The 15,971-nt window shown below is 42.7% G+C and carries 11 protein-coding genes; 4 read left to right on the top strand and 7 right to left on the bottom strand.

The genetic code is table 11. The annotated features are described in order from the left end of the window. Positions 1-28 precede the first annotated feature (28 nt). From mnmG to EO130_RS04745, 3 genes are read right to left on the bottom strand one after another with little or no spacing between them, the layout of a single operon-like run. Positions 29-1,897, bottom strand: coding sequence for a tRNA uridine-5-carboxymethylaminomethyl(34) synthesis enzyme MnmG (gene mnmG / locus EO130_RS04755; RefSeq protein WP_127140379.1), 1,869 nt, complete (start codon positions 1,895-1,897; stop codon positions 29-31). Positions 1,898-1,899: 2 nt separating this feature from the next. Then, positions 1,900-2,319, bottom strand: a complete 420-nt coding sequence (ybeY, locus tag EO130_RS04750; RefSeq protein ID WP_127140378.1) for an rRNA maturation RNase YbeY — start codon at positions 2,317-2,319, stop codon at positions 1,900-1,902. Beyond that, complete coding sequence (locus EO130_RS04745; protein ID WP_127140377.1) at positions 2,294-5,719, bottom strand: DUF4175 family protein; 3,426 nt, start codon at positions 5,717-5,719, stop codon at positions 2,294-2,296. The genes ybeY and EO130_RS04745 overlap by 26 nt, the downstream gene beginning before the upstream one ends. Before the next feature lie 141 nt (positions 5,720-5,860). Here EO130_RS04745 and gltX point away from each other — a divergent pair, with 141 nt between their 5' ends. Then, on the top strand, positions 5,861-7,357 hold the full coding sequence (gene gltX / locus EO130_RS04740; protein ID WP_127140376.1) for a glutamate--tRNA ligase: 1,497 nt from the start codon (positions 5,861-5,863) through the stop codon (positions 7,355-7,357). 92 nt (positions 7,358-7,449) lie between these two features. Next, the gene (locus EO130_RS04735) at positions 7,450-8,388 is read left to right on the top strand and encodes an SPFH domain-containing protein (protein WP_127140375.1); all 939 of its coding nucleotides are present in this window, start codon (positions 7,450-7,452) and stop codon (positions 8,386-8,388) included. Between the two features lie 69 nt (positions 8,389-8,457). Here the strand turns inward: EO130_RS04735 and EO130_RS04730 are convergent, their stop codons facing one another. The 4 genes from EO130_RS04730 to EO130_RS04715 all read right to left on the bottom strand — a co-directional run bounded on the left by EO130_RS04730 (position 8,458) and on the right by EO130_RS04715 (position 11,355). Next, on the bottom strand, positions 8,458-8,673 hold the full coding sequence (locus EO130_RS04730; RefSeq protein ID WP_127140374.1) for a DUF6327 family protein: 216 nt from the start codon (positions 8,671-8,673) through the stop codon (positions 8,458-8,460). After that, the gene (locus tag EO130_RS04725; protein ID WP_127140373.1) at positions 8,670-9,020 is read right to left on the bottom strand and encodes a phage holin family protein; all 351 of its coding nucleotides are present in this window, start codon (positions 9,018-9,020) and stop codon (positions 8,670-8,672) included. Before EO130_RS04725 ends, EO130_RS04730 begins: the two co-directional genes overlap by 4 nt. Before the next feature lie 3 nt (positions 9,021-9,023). Continuing rightward, complete coding sequence (locus tag EO130_RS04720; protein ID WP_127140372.1) at positions 9,024-9,353, bottom strand: YtxH domain-containing protein; 330 nt, start codon at positions 9,351-9,353, stop codon at positions 9,024-9,026. 316 nt (positions 9,354-9,669) lie between these two features. Continuing rightward, positions 9,670-11,355: a glutamine--tRNA ligase/YqeY domain fusion protein gene (locus tag EO130_RS04715; protein ID WP_127140371.1), complete on the bottom strand. Its 1,686-nt coding sequence runs from the start codon at positions 11,353-11,355 to the stop codon at positions 9,670-9,672. A gap of 275 nt (positions 11,356-11,630) precedes the next feature. On the opposite strand from EO130_RS04715, the gene EO130_RS04710 reads away from it, so the two are divergent. After that, positions 11,631-13,889, top strand: a complete 2,259-nt coding sequence (locus EO130_RS04710) for a T9SS type B sorting domain-containing protein (protein WP_127140370.1) — start codon at positions 11,631-11,633, stop codon at positions 13,887-13,889. Positions 13,890-13,895: 6 nt separating this feature from the next. Next, entirely contained in the window at positions 13,896-15,971 is a 2,076-nt protein-coding gene (locus EO130_RS04705; RefSeq protein ID WP_127140369.1) for a PorP/SprF family type IX secretion system membrane protein, read from the top strand.

The following is a 15,971-nucleotide window of genomic DNA, read 5'->3' as shown; positions in this document are numbered from 1 at the left end:
TATGTTCCACGTGGAACAGTGTTTCTGTTTATCTGCCCAAATACACCAATAATACGCTTATATCTGCTGGCGAAACTCCGCTAATGCGTGATGCTTGAGAAATGGTCACCGGCTGTATGGCCTGCAACTTTTCCCTTGCTTCGTAAGACAATGATTTTAACTTAGAATAATCGAAGTTATCTGGAATACGAACATTCTCAAGTCGCTGCAATTTATCCGCATTGGTCTTCTCCTTTTCTATATAGCCAGAATATTTTACTTGAATTTCGGCCTGCTCCATCACCTCTGAATCAAGCTGATTCTCTTTCACGAATTCAGAAACAGATTCCAATTCCAGCATATGCTTCATCGTCACTTTAGGTCTAGAGAACACCTTAAACAACTTATCGGACTGTGAAACCTCTGCCGAATCCAAGGATCTCAAAATTGGATTTATCTCCTCTGTGGTGTAGCTGGTCTTTTTAAAAAACTCAATGAAATTGTCAGATTGGTTCATCTTCTCCTCCATTCTTCGCAAACGCTCTTCCTTGGCCAAGCCTATTTCATATCCTTTCGGTGTGAGCCTTAAATCGGCATTATCTTGACGTAGCAAGGTTCGATATTCGGCCCTTGAAGTGAACATACGATAGGGCTCTTCCGTGCCTTTGGTGATCAAATCGTCTACCAGAACACCAATATAGGCTTCGTCCCGCTTTAGGATAAACGGGTTCTTTTCATTGATTTTTAAATGGGCATTTATACCGGCAATCAAACCTTGGGAAGCGGCCTCCTCATACCCTGTTGTACCATTTATCTGGCCAGCAAAATAAAGGTTCTGTACGAGCTTAGTTTCCAGGGTATGCTTTAACTGTGTTGGCGGAAAATAATCGTATTCTATCGCATATCCGGGTCTAAAAAACTTAACATTCTCAAACCCCCTTACGGACTTTAGTGCTCTGTATTGCACATCTTCCGGCAACGAGGTTGAGAACCCATTTACGTATACTTCTACGGTGTTCCAACCTTCCGGTTCTACAAATATTTGATGCGAGTCCTTGTCTGCAAATCGATGTATTTTATCCTCGATGGATGGACAATATCGTGGGCCAATACTTTTGATTCTGCCATTGAACATCGGTGATCTTTCAAACCCCTCGCGAAGTAAATCGTGTACCAATTTACTAGTATGGGTCATATGGCAATCACGTTGTGTTTTTAGAATTGGGGTATTTGCATACGAAAACTTCTCTGGCATGTCATCCCCAGGTTGGGGTATCATTTTACTATAATCCAGTGATCGGCCATCCACTCTTGGTGGGGTCCCGGTTTTCATTCGACCGCTATCGAACCCAAGCTCCACTAACTGCTCTGTTATTCCTGTGGCAGCTTTCTCACCAGCTCTACCTCCACCCAATTGCTTTTCGCCGATATGTATCAACCCATTAAGGAAGGTTCCATTAGTAAGCACCACGGCCTTAGCTCGAATCTCTAAACCAAGACTGGTTCTAACACCAACTACTTTGTCCCCTTCTATCAATAACCCATTCACCATCTCCTGATAAAAATCGGCATTAGGGGTGTTTTCCAGAGCCATTCGCCATTCTTCGGCAAATCGCATTCTGTCGTTTTGTGCACGAGGACTCCACATCGCAGGGCCTTTGGACTTGTTCAACATCTTGAATTGTATGGCAGACTTGTCCGTGACAATTCCACTATAGCCACCTAGCGCATCAATTTCACGAACAATCTGACCTTTGGCAATTCCTCCCATTGCAGGATTACAAGACATCTGCCCTATTGTTTGCAAATTCATTGTCACCAACAAGGTGCGTGACCCCATGTTCGCTGCTGCCGCTGTCGCCTCGGCACCTGCGTGGCCTCCACCTACAACAATAACATCGTATTCCTTTTCAAACATATCTATGGTTCCACGTGGAACATTTTAATCTTTTCCTCTTCTTTGTTGCGCATTATCTTCTTTTGGTCGTGGCTTTTGTCTCCATAGCCTGTGAGATGCAAAACGCCGTGACTCATAACTCTCTTTAGCTCTGTATCGAAGTCAACCTTAAATGCTTCAGCGTTTTCTTTTACTCGTTCCGTGGATATAAAAATATCCGCAGACACCGTTTTACCATCCGTGTAATCAAAAGTAATTATATCGGTGAGTGTATCGTGATTTAGATACTGCAGATTCAATTCCAAAAGATAATCATCCGTACAAAAAATATAATCTATTTGTCCGGAAGCAAAACCCTCCGACTCAATTATCCTATTTATCCAATCGGCATAATAGGATGGATTGTCCATCAGAAAATCACTTTTGAAATGGAAGTCTATCATTGTCAAAATACACTTTAACCTTGCGCTCGTAATTTTTCCGCAAAGGTAAGGCTTGTCTATTTAATATTTCAACATCGTTTTGATAGTCTTCCAAAAGCTCAGGCTTGGTGGTAATTGGGTTCGTAAACTGGTTAAGGTTCGTCTTGCTTTCCCTTTCTTTCTTTTGGCCCTGCTCCAATGACGCGTTCTCTAATTTCATCAACTGGTGTTGAATCATATTGGCCTTGCTCCTAGTCCGGTTTGTAATACCGTTCTCTAGCAAATCATTCTCAAAATCTTCCATTTGTTGAATCAACTTCTTGGCCAAATTCTTGTCAGATTCCATCATCATGTCCTCGAGCTGTTTCTCTAAATTTTGTCGCAGAAACTGTTGTTCCTTATAAATTTCATATACTTCGTCCAAATCCATTTCTCCTAAGCCGTTTCCGTTGGACTTTGAACCTCCCGTTTGCTCACCAGGGTTCCCATTCTTACCTTCTTGTCCTTCTTGGCCCTTACCTTTATTACCTTTATCCCCTTCAGCACCTCCTCCTTCGTTCTTGCCATTTTGTTGACCCTCCCCTTGAGACTGTTGGCCATTCTGTCCTGACCCTTGCATCTTTTCCTGAATCCCTTGTTGACCCTTTATAATATCGGGCAACTGAAAATCCTGTCCCTCTCCGCTACCTTGGCCTGGGCTCATATTTTGTTGCATATTGTCCAGCACATTCGCCAAAAAATCAGCAAGCGCATTGGTAGCATTAATCACGTATTGTTGATACGAAGCTCCCTGATATATCTGGTTTTCAGCAATACTTTCCAAAGACTTATCAATGTTGTAATATACTTCAGTAATCTGTTCATTAACAAATTCGGATAATTCCGCCCTGCGTAGCGATAACGCAAACAAACTATCATCCACATGCTCGAACAATCGTCGCAGGTCCTGTTGCCCTTTGACCGTTTTGGAAAACTGTGAAATATCAACATCCGCACTTCGGATATTATCAAAAAGATTCTCCTGCTTGAAGGAAAAAGTTACCAAATTATCTAAGATTTGACGAAGCATTTCTGCATCCTCGGCATCTGACTGACCACCGCCTGAGGAACCAGATTTCATCGACTCACTCATCTCCCGCATCTTTTGCGCAGCCGACTTTTGTTTTTTTGATGCATTGTTGCCCGCCTCCTGCTTCTCCTTAGATCCGGGGATTTCCTCCATGCCTTGATGCTTATTTATTTCTTCTAATGCGTCTCTTTGGTCTTGCTTAATTCCTTCTGTCTTTTTCTTATCCGTATCTAGCTCTAGAGGTTTCTTTAACTCGCTATTATCCTTTTCCAGCTCTCGAATTTCCTTCTCCAGACCTACAAATTCTTCATTAAGCTTCTGTTGGTCCTTATCACTGAAATCCTGTCCCAATTTTAACTCTGATAAGGTGTCTTGCTTTTTGGACAATTCGTCCAACTCCTTGGCAATTTGTGATGCCTTTTCGGTTACATAATAACGCTTTGTCAACTCCAAAATTTGTTCCAGATTGCGTGTGTTTTTACCTTGATTCTTGCCCAATTCCTCCAAACGTTGTTGTAACTCTTCCTTATCAATCTTTTCTGCAATCTTCTCTAACTCTTCCAACAACTTGGCGTTCTTTTCAGCTTCCACTTCCTGCCGTTCCAAGCGTTCCTGAATCATCCGCTTCATTTCGGAATCTTCCTCATTCTTATCGATACTTTCCTTTAAGTCTTGGCTAAACTTTTGCATTAGCTCTTCTTGCCGCTGTTGCTTCTGCAAAAAATTCTTAATCTGACTTTTCTCTTCAAAGTTCAGTGCTTTCTCCTCCTTTTGTAATTTGTTTATTTCTGACAATTCTTCCTTCTGTTCCTGAAGGGTCTTTAAGGTTTCCCCCATCTTGTTGAGTGTGCCGTTTTGAAATTCCAACTCTTTGTTATCCAGTTGATTTGAATCAAAAAGAAATGCATCGAAAATGGCGCTTTGCGTCACCTTGCCCCCTCTAACACCGTCATTATCAACAACTTCAAAATAAATTTTATACTGCTTGCCAGGTTCAATAGACAATCCTGAAGGAAACGTATAATAGAACTGTGCTACATTGCCCTTAGGAGTTTCCAAAATTAAGCGTTGCTTAGCCTCCATATTATCGGATGGATAGACGACGGCCCTGATTTGAGTTAATCCGTAATCATCGGCTGCTTGCCCAGCAAAATACACCTCATTGGGTCTAAGGGAATCCAAAAGCTGATTTACTTGTAGAGTTGCTTTTTGATCTCGAATAACACTAAGTCGATATGCGAGTCTTTCGAAATCCCTGACCTTTTCATTAGAGGTCTTTAGTTCATAATCCATGTCACCAAACAATCGCTGCTGAAACCTGAACGTTGCTTCTTCCCTTGCAAACATTTGCACAGTGTCTTCGGTAACCAAGGCAATTTCTTCCACATGGCTCCCTATAATTTTCCAGGAAATTCGTGTGCCTTCAGGAACCTCAGCGTTGCCAGTTACCGAAACTACTTCTGAAGTTCTATTCAAATACTTAGGATAATCCAACTGCATAGCGAAATCGACCAAGGTTGGTGTTTCAAACATCATCACTTGATACGTTCGAGAATCCCAACCGTTGGCTGTCAAATAAAAGCTTAAGTCACCTACTGGTGGCTGAAAGGTATAAGTGTACAGGCCGTCATCGTGTTGCATAAACAACCTTTCACCGCCAACCACCATCTGCACATTGCTAGGACGTACGTCCCCGATTGTCCTCACTTGTATAGTTAAGGCCTCATTATCCAAAACTTCCAACTTCTCGTTCAGTACCTCGAAAACAAATGGAGCAGGCCGTTCATAGGCAATATCGTAATTCATTACCCTTTTATGGGAATTAAAAAAGGAAACTACATCTCCGGTAACCCAAATCACCAAAAACAAACCGATTGGTATCAAAATGTATTTTGCGTACCGATAACTCTCCTTTATGTTTACCGCATCCACGAAAGAAACGCCTTGTAAATTACGGGATCGCTGTTCAATACTGGCCACTAACAAATCCGATTTCACCGGATGTTCGGACAACTCCAACAAGTTGAGTAATTGATCATCCACGTCAGGAAAATGTTTCCCAATCAACCGCGAAGCCAACTTGTGGTCCATCCCACCTCGAATCTTAAAAAGATATAGCAACGGTATGACGATATACCTGTACAACAAAAATAGCTCTACGGCCACGAAAAGCATAAAAAGTGCCAATCGCCATGACTCATTGAGCCAAAGCAGGTATTCGAAATACATAATCCCTATCCATAAAACAGAGCCGAGGGTCAAAAACAAGAACATCCCTTTGATCAATTGCTTCGTATAGAAGCGCCTGATAAAATGCTCCAGTTTGTCCAAAATGTTATCGTACGTGCTCACAAGTTCTTGTAATTACCACCAAATTACCCGATCCATGTCAATTGGAAAGAAAAAATTTGTTAAACCTTGGCGTAAGCTGGCAGCCCTTTCTTTTCTCTTCTTTTACATCCATGTATCTTTGCAGCCTAATCAACAAGGATTATGAGTCAGAAAGTACGAGTTCGATTTGCGCCCAGCCCCACAGGTCCATTACATATTGGTGGATTGCGAACAGCGCTTTTCAACTATTTGTTTGCTAAGAAACATGGGGGCGACTTCGTGTTGCGTGTAGAAGATACCGACCAAAACCGCTTTGTGGACGGAGCTGAGGATTACATTATTGCGGCATTGAACTGGAGCGGCATCCCATTTGATGAAGGTCCCGGCAAAGAAGGTGACTTTGGGCCTTACCGCCAAAGTGAGCGCAAACAATTGTATCAGGCCTATGCACAAGAACTCGTAGAAAAAGGAAAGGCCTATTATGCCTTTGATACTCCTGAAATATTGGAGCACCATAGAAAAGACCATGAGTCCAAGGGAAAAACCTTTATCTACAATTGGCATAACCGACTAAAGTTGACGAATTCCCTATCGCTTTCCAACGAGGAGGTTCGGGCCAAAATTGATGCAGGTGAAGACTATGTTATTAGATTCAGATCACCAGAAAATGAGAAAATCGTATTGAACGATATTATCCGAGGTGAAATTCATATTGACACCAATGTTTTGGATGATAAGGTTTTGTTCAAAAGTGATGGAATGCCTACTTATCATTTAGCCAATATCGTTGATGATCACCTAATGCAAATTACCCACGTTATCCGAGGTGAAGAGTGGTTGCCCTCCTTAGCATTACATACTCTGTTGTACGATGCATTTGGGTGGGAAGCCCCGGCATTTGCACACCTTCCACTCATTATGAAGCCCGTTGGCAAAGGAAAATTGAGCAAAAGGGACGGCGAAAAAGGGGGATTCCCCATATTTCCGCTCACATGGAACCAATCCCAAGGGTATCGTGAAGCTGGATTCTTTCCAGAAGCAGTTGTCAATTTCTTGGCACTATTAGGTTGGAACCCTGGTACCGAACAGGAGATTTTTACACTAGATGAACTCATCGAAAGCTTTACCTTGGAGCGGGTGAACAAATCAGGGGCGCGCTTTGACCCAGAAAAAAACAACTGGTACAATCAACAGTGGCTTCAGAAAAAAAGTGATGCCGAGTTGGCCCACCTGTTTGCTTCCGAGCTAACCCAAAAAGGGATAGCGACCGAAACCGATTATATCGAAAAAGTGGTCTCTTCCATCAAAGAACGCGCTTCATTTGTAACCGATTTTTGGGAACTTTCAGATTACTTCTTTCAAGCCCCTTCCTCTTATAACGACAAAGCCGTTAAAAAACAATGGAAGGAGGACACCCCCGAAATTATGCAGCAGGTAATCACCTTCCTTGAAACTTTGGAAGATTTTGAATCGGCGAACATTGAGGAACTGGTAAAAACATGGATTTCAGAGCAAGGGCTATCATTTGGAAAGGTTATGCCCCCATTGCGTCTGGTCATTGTTGGGGATATGAAGGGACCCCATTTGTTCGATATCATGGAACTTATTGGCAAAAACGAAAGTATTTCCCGTATAAAAACTGCCATAGATAAGCTTTAAGTCTGTTGGAGGTGTAACATAATTTGACACTTGGCTACTAATTATGTAGTCAAGTTTTGTAATTTCCATTTCTAACATAAATTCTAAACACTATGGGCAACTATTATCTAATACCGATTGCGTTTATAGCGCTGATTATCCTATTTAAGTTCTTTTTTATTGTAAAGCAACAAACCGCAGTAGCGGTAGAACGTTTTGGTCGTTTTCACAGCATCCGTAACTCAGGGCTACAAATGAAAATCCCGATTGTGGACCGTATTGCGGGCCGATTGAGCTTAAAAATCCAACAGTTGGATGTAATTGTTGAAACCAAGACTAAAGATGATGTTTTTGTAAAACTAAAAGTTTCTGTACAGTACGTAGTAATAAGGGATAAGGTCTATGATGCGTTTTACAAGCTGGAATATCCCCACGACCAAATCACTTCTTACGTATTTGATGTGGTTCGTGCCGAGGTTCCGAAAATGAAATTGGACGATGTCTTCGTTAAAAAAGACGACATTGCCATTGCTGTTAAGGCAGAACTCCAAGATGCCATGCTGGATTATGGATTCGATATCATCAAAACTTTGGTGACGGATATTGACCCCGATGCCCAGGTAAAAGCGGCAATGAACCGTATCAATGCATCAGAACGTGAAAAAATCGCTGCACAGTTTGAAGGTGATGCCCAACGAATCCTCATCGTGGAAAAAGCGAAGGCCGAAGCGGAGAGCAAGCGTTTGCAGGGACAAGGTATTGCGGACCAACGGCGGGAAATTGCCCGTGGTTTGGAAGAATCCGTGGAGGTCTTGAACAAGGTGGGAATCAATTCCCAAGAAGCTTCTGCCCTCATTGTGGTTACCCAGCACTACGATACATTGCAGGCCATTGGGGAGGAAACCAATACCAACCTGATTTTGTTGCCGAACTCACCACAGGCGGGTAGCGACATGCTCAACAATATGGTAGCCTCCTTCACGGCAAGTAATCAAATTGGGGAAGCTATGAAGCGCAGTAAAAACGAAAAGGGCTCTGACCAAGACTCATAACCCTTTATGGTATAAACTAAAAAAAGGCTCCGGGTTCGGAGCCTTTCTCTTTAATGTTGCTATGCAACCTTAATCCAATTTTTTCAATAGCTTTTTGGCGACCAAGGATATCGCCACTTTCTGTAGCAAAGGGGCCAAGCCTCCCAAAATATTGGTCGGGTAAAGTTCATTCTTGGTGTTTTGTACAGCAAGCTTCACCTTTTCTTCCTCAATTTGCCTTTGCAATTTGAGAATTTTTAAGTCTCTGTCTATTTCGTCAAATGATGTATAAATTCCTTGTATCATATCTCGTCAAAATAAAATTTAGAAAAACTCTTCAGTAGTGGCTTTTCAAACTTTTTGCGAATGAACCATAGCACTAATCCTATCACTACATAAATTCCACCGACCAATAAAAAACCTTGGGCCGTGTTGTTTAACAGCGTCGCAAACCAAAAGGCCAAACTTATTGAAAGAAATAAAAGAGCCATTGAGACTACCCCTCCGATGACCAATACTTTGGTGGCCATCGTTATTCCCTTCATCATAGACTTGAAACTCTGGAGCCGGTAAAAGTCCAAACTGTTCTTTACATAGGACTTGACACCGTCCTCCACGTCGCCTATCTGTTCTTTAATTTCTTCAAATGCCATGGATTACTTCTGCAATTGGGCGTTCTTACTTCTCAAGTCTTCCAATTTTTTTTCTAGAGCCACCAAAATGTCATCGGCCTTATAGCTCATATTCGATAAGGTGTCTTCCAACTTTTCCTCAAATTCCTCTTTTTTGGCATCGGCTGTTTTGGTAAATTCCTCTTTTGCATTGCTCAGACTTTGCGATATATCATCTTTCGCCTTTACTGCACTCTTCTTTATTTTCTTTCTGGTTTTTTTTCCTTTGTCCGGAGCATACAGAATTCCAATTCCTGCTCCTACTAAAGCTCCGGTTAACAATGCGGTTAATACGTTTCCAGTGTTATTTGACATAATGTTATTGATTTTTGATTAAACTTCAGTTACCTCTGATTGGATTGTGTTTTCATTATTAGGTAAGCACCTTCCCTTTTCAGATTTAACCAAATGTAAGGTCACTGTGTTGTATAGATCAATGCAAACGGTGGAAACGTTAACGCGTTAGCTAAATTTTCAACAAATTAAGAATAAGGCTCCCTATTAGCATTTTGAAGCCTTTACCATAAGATTGATTGGTCAAAAAAAATTAAGCAAAAGAAACCCGCCTAATGATGTCGTTTTTAATAAGGACAATCAATGGCGGGAACGTATTTAATAAGAAAATACTATACTACTCTTTCTGCTCTAATTTGGCCCAAGTGTCACGCAAAGTCGCTGTCCGATTGAACACCAATTGCTCGGGAGTAGAATCTTTGTCCACATTAAAATAGCCCATTCGCTGGAACTGCATTTGGTCACCTATTTTGGCATCTTTCAAACTCGGCTCCAAATAACCAGTTACCTTTTCCAAAGAATCTGGATTTATGAAATCCAAAAAGTCCTTGTCCTTATGACTGTCAGGTGTTGCATCGGTAAACAACCTATCGTACAATCGGACTTCGGCCGTAATCGCGTGCGCAATGGAAACCCAGTGCAAGGTCCCCTTTACTTTTCGCAAACTTTCCTCAGTACCAGAACCGCTCTTACTTATTGGGTCATAGGTACACTGTACCTCTGTAATCCTTCCGTCCGCATCTTTAGTACAGCTCTCGGCTTTAATAATGTAACCATTTTTTAGTCGGACCTCTCCACCAAGCTTTAACCTAAAGAATTTACGGTTGGCCTCTTCTCGAAAGTCCTCTTGCTCTATGTACAGTTCTCGTGAAAAAGGCACTTTTCGGCTTCCTGCTAAAGGATCTTCTGGATTATTCTCTGCCTCCAACCATTCTTCTTTTCCTTCTTCATAATTGGTAATGACCAATTTTAAAGGATTCAGTACCGCCATCACCCTCGGCGCAATTTTGTTCAAATGTTCCCTTACGTGAAAATCCAACAAGGACACATCGACCACATTGTCACGCTTTGCAATTCCGATGGTATCGGCAAAATTTCTGATGGATTCGGGCGTAAACCCTCTTCTTCGCAACCCAGAAATGGTGGGCATACGGGGATCGTCCCATCCCGTAACAATTCCATTTTGTACCAGTTGAAGTAGCTTGCGTTTGCTCACCACGGTATGGCTTAGGTTTCTCCTCGCAAACTCCCGCTGTTTAGGACGTAATTTATCTGAAGATACCACTTGGTCTAAAAACCAATCATATAGTTCGCGATGGGGTAAAAACTCCAGTGTACATAATGAATGCGACACTTGTTCGATATAATCGCTTTCCCCATGAGTCCAATCGTACATAGGATAAATACACCAATCGGTATTTGTGCGGTGGTGTGCTTTGTGCAAAATTCGATACATAACAGGATCACGCATAAGCATGTTCGAGGAAGCCATGTTGATCTTGGCCCTAAGCACATGGGCTCCATCCTTAAACTCCCCATTTTTCATACCCTCAAAAAGGCGCAAATTCTCTTCCACGGACCGATTCCGGTAAGGGCTTTCCTTCCCAGGTTCCGTTGGTGTCCCTTTTTGGCTGGCAATCTCTTCGGACGATTGACTGTCCACATAGGCCTTTCCATCTTTAATGAGCTGCACCGCCCAATCGTATAATTGTTGGAAGTAATCGGATGCATAGCATTCGGTAGCCCATTCAAAGCCAAGCCAACGAACATCTTCCTTGATGGCCTCCACATACTCCTTCTCCTCCTTGGCCGGGTTTGTATCATCAAAACGGAGGTTCACCGGGGCATTATAACGCAGTCCTAGTCCAAAATTTAAGCAAATGGAACTGGCATGACCTATGTGTAGGTAGCCGTTTGGCTCCGGTGGAAAACGGAACCGAAGGTCGTTTTTGGAATAATCCTTTTTGAGGTCATCCTCAATAATGTGTTCTATAAAGTTGAGCGATCTAGCTTCTTCTGCCATACCAATAATTTGATGCGCAAATGTAGTAAAATCCCCTGTTGATAGCTATTTTTCCTGCTCCCGTGTATACAAAGTAGGCCATTTCACAACAGATTTCCTATGGGCTACAACAATATCTTTCCGTTCGTCGAAAATAGCGACATATTTGTTATTGGAATACTATATGAAAAGGAGACGCCTGAACACCGTCTCTCCGAAGGAATTACGATTATTACAATTAAGGGGCACAAACTAACAGGGCTATATGGCCCATAACCTCTTAAATACTAACGGTGATGAGAAAAAGTAATTCAACCTATAGCGTTCTTGTTCTGGCCTTGGCTTTTGTGCTACTTGGTACCCTTACTTCGCAAGCCCAGATTCTTCACAAGCCCGTGCCCGCTGACAACCCCAACCTTGCTGGTAATTCAGCGTGGACCGCTGTCTGTGCCTCTGCTGGCTTCAATGAATATTTCGTAAACTTTACGTGGGACCCGCCTTTAGTGAATAGCAACAACGAGTTTGTTTTGGAGTTATCGGACGCCAATGGCTTTTTCTCCGACCCCACCGAACTGGCCCGGGTGAGTGACAAAAACACAACTTTCGATTTTGAGTTTCAATTCGCCCTTCCTTCAGATATGCGCGGAAACAGCTATAAAATGCGGGTTCGAAGCACGAGCCCCGCAAAGACCAGCCCTGCTTCCGATGCATTTTCCATGTACTTTATCGATTATAATTCACCTTTGTTGATTAGCGAAAACGGTAGTGGAACCATTCCTTCCGGGGGTCTTATTCAAATTTGTGGTGGGGGGTCAGTTACCCTAAAACCTCACAATATCCCAAGTGCCTCAACGTACATTTATAATTGGTACCGCAGTGGTACATTGCTCTCTACCAAATCAGAAAGCATCACCGTTTCTGAGCCTGGCATGTACTACGTGGAACTGGATTATGGAGATTGTTCAGGGTCGGCCAACACCTTGTCCAACACCATTGAAATATCCACTGGGACCAGTACAGGATTGGCGATTAATGGGCCGAACAGTATTGCCATTTGTCCAGGAGAATCACAAATACTGGAAGCCAGTATTTCTGGAATGGGACTAAAATACACATGGTACAAAGATGGAGTCGTTGTAAATGGCCCAACCATTGATGCCAGCAGCTATACCGTAAATTCAAGCATCTCTGGTTTTGAGGGGTCGTATGAGGTCGAAATCTCGGGAACAGGAGTCTGTACCGAACGTTCGGCCCCGGTTTCCATTACCAGGACCGGTTCGTTTGACATCACGGTGAACAACAGCGAAAACATTGTACTGCTTCCTTCGCAGACGAAAACCCTGTCCGTGTCAACCTCAGCCACAAGTGCCAATTATCAATGGTATAGAAATGGAGTTGCCCTTGCAGACGCAACCAGCAACAGTCTACTCATCAGTGAGGTGGGCGAATACTACGTGGAAGTAACGGACAATGGCGGTCCATGTACCCCCGAACCTATTGCCTCCACGACAACTACAGTAGTATCGCCAGATTCTTTTGAGTTTGTGGTTGATTATGTTGGTAATTATACTTCCTGTGAGAGCGTTGACGCTACATTGACCTTGACCGCTATCAATGCGGTAAGTGACAATGGTGCCAAAACCGATGTAACCGCAGACCTGCAAAACTCATTTGATTACCAATGGAAGTTAAATGGAGTCGACGTTTCAGGGGAAACTTCAAAGACCATTACCATATCCGATCAAGAGGATAATGGCGAATATACCTTAATGGGAACGGTCGACGCTTTTGAGGCCTTATCAAACAGTCTAGATATTACCTTGACTTCCAATGAAACCTTGCAAATTACAACCAACGGCAACGTTCTTTGTGAAGGAGGGGAAGCCATTGTTTTGGAAACTTCAACAGATTTAACGGACAAGTCATTCCAGTGGAAAAAAGACGGCGCCGTTGTTGATGCCTCTTCAGAAAACTTTACGGTAAGTGAAACTGGTGTCTATCAACTTGTTATCACCTCCAACGCATGTCCGTTGGTATCCAACGATATTACCATTAGCGCTTTTGACGAATCGCTTTTGGTGCTCGATAAACCCAAAGACCTCATCTTAATTGAGGGAGAAACCCAAACCCTTACCGCTAGCGGTGCAGATTCCTATGAATGGTACGATGCGGGGAACAACCTTATTTCTTCAGGAAGCTTTTACGACTTTACCGAAGAAGGGGAGTACCTCCTTGTAGCCTATTTTGGTACCTGTACTGTGAGCAAAGTCATTACTGTAACCTACAGGGATATGTTCAACATACCTAACGTTATTACCACCAATGGCGACGGTATTAACGATTTATGGGTATTGCCCAACACCTATTCCAGAGATCCGAACGTGCTTGTGACCATCTTTAACGAAAGAGGGGAACAGGTATTTAGCCAAGCCGGCTACGAAAACAATTGGCCGCAGTCCACCACAACCTTCAACAAGCAAAATATGATTTTCTATTACAAGATTACCCGTGGTGGCAGAAGCCTGAAACAAGGAACCATCACTGTTATTAAATAAGCAGCAATGCAAACCAAAAAACCTCTACTATTACTTGCCTTCTTGCTACTTGCCCTTTCCGGAATACGCGGACAGGAAGAAGAAGCCTATGTACCCTATAACGTACCATCACAGAACCTTTTAAAGTTCAACAGGTTTCTGCTCAACCCTACCTTTTCGACGGTGAGGGAAGACAAATCTTACATTAACCTGTTTCACAGAAACCAGTCGGTATCTTTTGATGACAACAACCAAGTGTACTTCTTGAGTTATAGTGGTAGAGTAAGCGATAGAAGTGGCGTTGGTCTTAGTTTGTTCACTAACCGTGAAGGCTTGTTCAATAATTTCGGAGTACATGCCAACTACGCTTATGGCGTGCGCTTGAGTCCTAAAAGCACTTTTACCTTTGGTGCCAATGTGAGCTACTATCAAAGTGCCTTTAATCAGGATAGGGTAAATTCCGTAGAGGTAGATCCTCTTTTGAATACACTGGAAAGCAGCTCCTTGGTTAGTTTTCAACCAGGATTCAACTTCTCTATTGGCAAGTTTGATATTGGAGGTTTTGCCGAAAACTTGTTCGATTACAACCTAAAAACCAGTGAATCCGTCACTGATTTTAATGAAAAGACCTATTCTGGTCACTTACAATATACCCATCAGTTTGAAAACGGAACTGGAATCATGGAAAAAGCCCGTTTGATGCCATTGGCACGAGTCCGTAAAGTTGGGGAAGAAAATCTCACATTGGGAGGAAACCTTATTCTTGACCTCCCAAAATTGGGGTGGGTACAAGCAGGTTACGACGATTTTTACGGTGCTTCCGCAGGACTTGGTTTTAACCTTACCAAGAACATCTCTTTGGGATATACCGTCGAGAAAGGATTGTCCAACCAATTTGAAAACTTTGGGGTAACCCATGAAATCTCATTGGCCTACTCCTTTACGCCCAACCTCACGGAAGACAGGGTAATGTTGGAAAAAGAAGGTGAAGAACTGGTTTCCAACGAGGATGATGTACCACAAGATAGTTTGAGTCTTACCGATAAAGACTTGGAAATAGCCCGCTTACAAGACAAATTGGCCGAAAACGATGCCATTTTGGATGAGTTGCTGATGCGCCAAGACTCCATTGAATCCACACGAAAAAAAGACCTTGAAAGACGCTTCGAAACAGTAATGAAAATGGTTCAGCGGGAAACACGCGGTCAGAACCCAGCGTTGGAACAAAAAGCCAAAGAAGTCTATTTCGCCAACATGGATAGTGCAGACATTGTAACCCGCAAAACACAGCCATTGGCCAACCATGGGCTATCCAACAGCACGGCGACCAAAAAGGTTATCAAAATCAACGAAACTAAAGCGAATACAGGCACTGCCTACGCTTCCAATACTTCCTCAAAAAAGGACAACACCTACAGGTCGGTTAAAAGCAAAAAAACAACAGGGTTTAAATCCCATGCTGTTCCAAATGTAGAGAGCGGTCACTATTTGATTGCCAATGTATTTAGAGATACCAAAAACCTAAACGCTTTTATTGAAAAACTACGTGCCCAAGGCATTCAAGCTGATTATTTTGAAAATCCTAAAAACGGCCTCAACTACGTCTATATAGGTGATTTCAACAACAAAAATGAAGCTCTGGAAGCTTACCGTACCAAAATGAACGGCACCTACCAAGGCGACGCTTGGGTCATGAACGTCAACAATAGCGGTTCACCCATTGCGGGCTACGATGCAACTTTGGCCGCAAAGTCCAAGTACAACAATAATGTGCTCTCAAAAAATGTCTCGAAAAATACCATTGCAAAAGGCAACAAGCATGTAGTGCTTAGAACACAATCCGGCGAAGGATTGCCAGAAGGCTATTACATCATTGCCAATGTTTTTGACAACTCGGCCAGCGCAAAAGCCTTTGTAAAAGAGCTGAACGCCAAAGGGTTGCACGCGAGCTACTTCGTAAGCCCTGCCGACAAAAACCGATATGTCTACTTGAAAAAGCATGAAACTTGGAACAATGCTTTGACCTCTTATTACACCAAACTAAACGCTTCGTATGATGACGATATGTGGATCATGCGCATCAAACCAAACACTAATAGCTAA

Origin of the sequence: Flagellimonas marinaquae, from assembly GCF_003992675.1 — a bacterium.
Taxonomy (GTDB): Bacteria; Bacteroidota; Bacteroidia; order Flavobacteriales; family Flavobacteriaceae; genus Flagellimonas; species Flagellimonas marinaquae.
Note: the sequence above shows the minus strand (reverse complement) of the source record. Positions and strands in the feature narration are given on the sequence as shown.

Coding starts and splice junctions, on each gene's coding strand:
- EO130_RS04720 (WP_127140372.1), bottom strand. CDS start 9,353: ATGTCAAATAACACTGGAAACGTATTAACCGCATTGTTAACCGGAGCT.
- mnmG (WP_127140379.1), bottom strand. CDS start 1,897: ATGTTTGAAAAGGAATACGATGTTATTGTTGTAGGTGGAGGCCACGCA.
- EO130_RS04705 (WP_127140369.1), top strand. CDS start 13,896: ATGCAAACCAAAAAACCTCTACTATTACTTGCCTTCTTGCTACTTGCC.
- EO130_RS04715 (WP_127140371.1), bottom strand. CDS start 11,355: ATGGCAGAAGAAGCTAGATCGCTCAACTTTATAGAACACATTATTGAG.
- EO130_RS04710 (WP_127140370.1), top strand. CDS start 11,631: ATGAGAAAAAGTAATTCAACCTATAGCGTTCTTGTTCTGGCCTTGGCT.
- ybeY (WP_127140378.1), bottom strand. CDS start 2,319: ATGATAGACTTCCATTTCAAAAGTGATTTTCTGATGGACAATCCATCC.
- EO130_RS04730 (WP_127140374.1), bottom strand. CDS start 8,673: ATGATACAAGGAATTTATACATCATTTGACGAAATAGACAGAGACTTA.
- EO130_RS04725 (WP_127140373.1), bottom strand. CDS start 9,020: ATGGCATTTGAAGAAATTAAAGAACAGATAGGCGACGTGGAGGACGGT.
- EO130_RS04735 (WP_127140375.1), top strand. CDS start 7,450: ATGGGCAACTATTATCTAATACCGATTGCGTTTATAGCGCTGATTATC.
- gltX (WP_127140376.1), top strand. CDS start 5,861: ATGAGTCAGAAAGTACGAGTTCGATTTGCGCCCAGCCCCACAGGTCCA.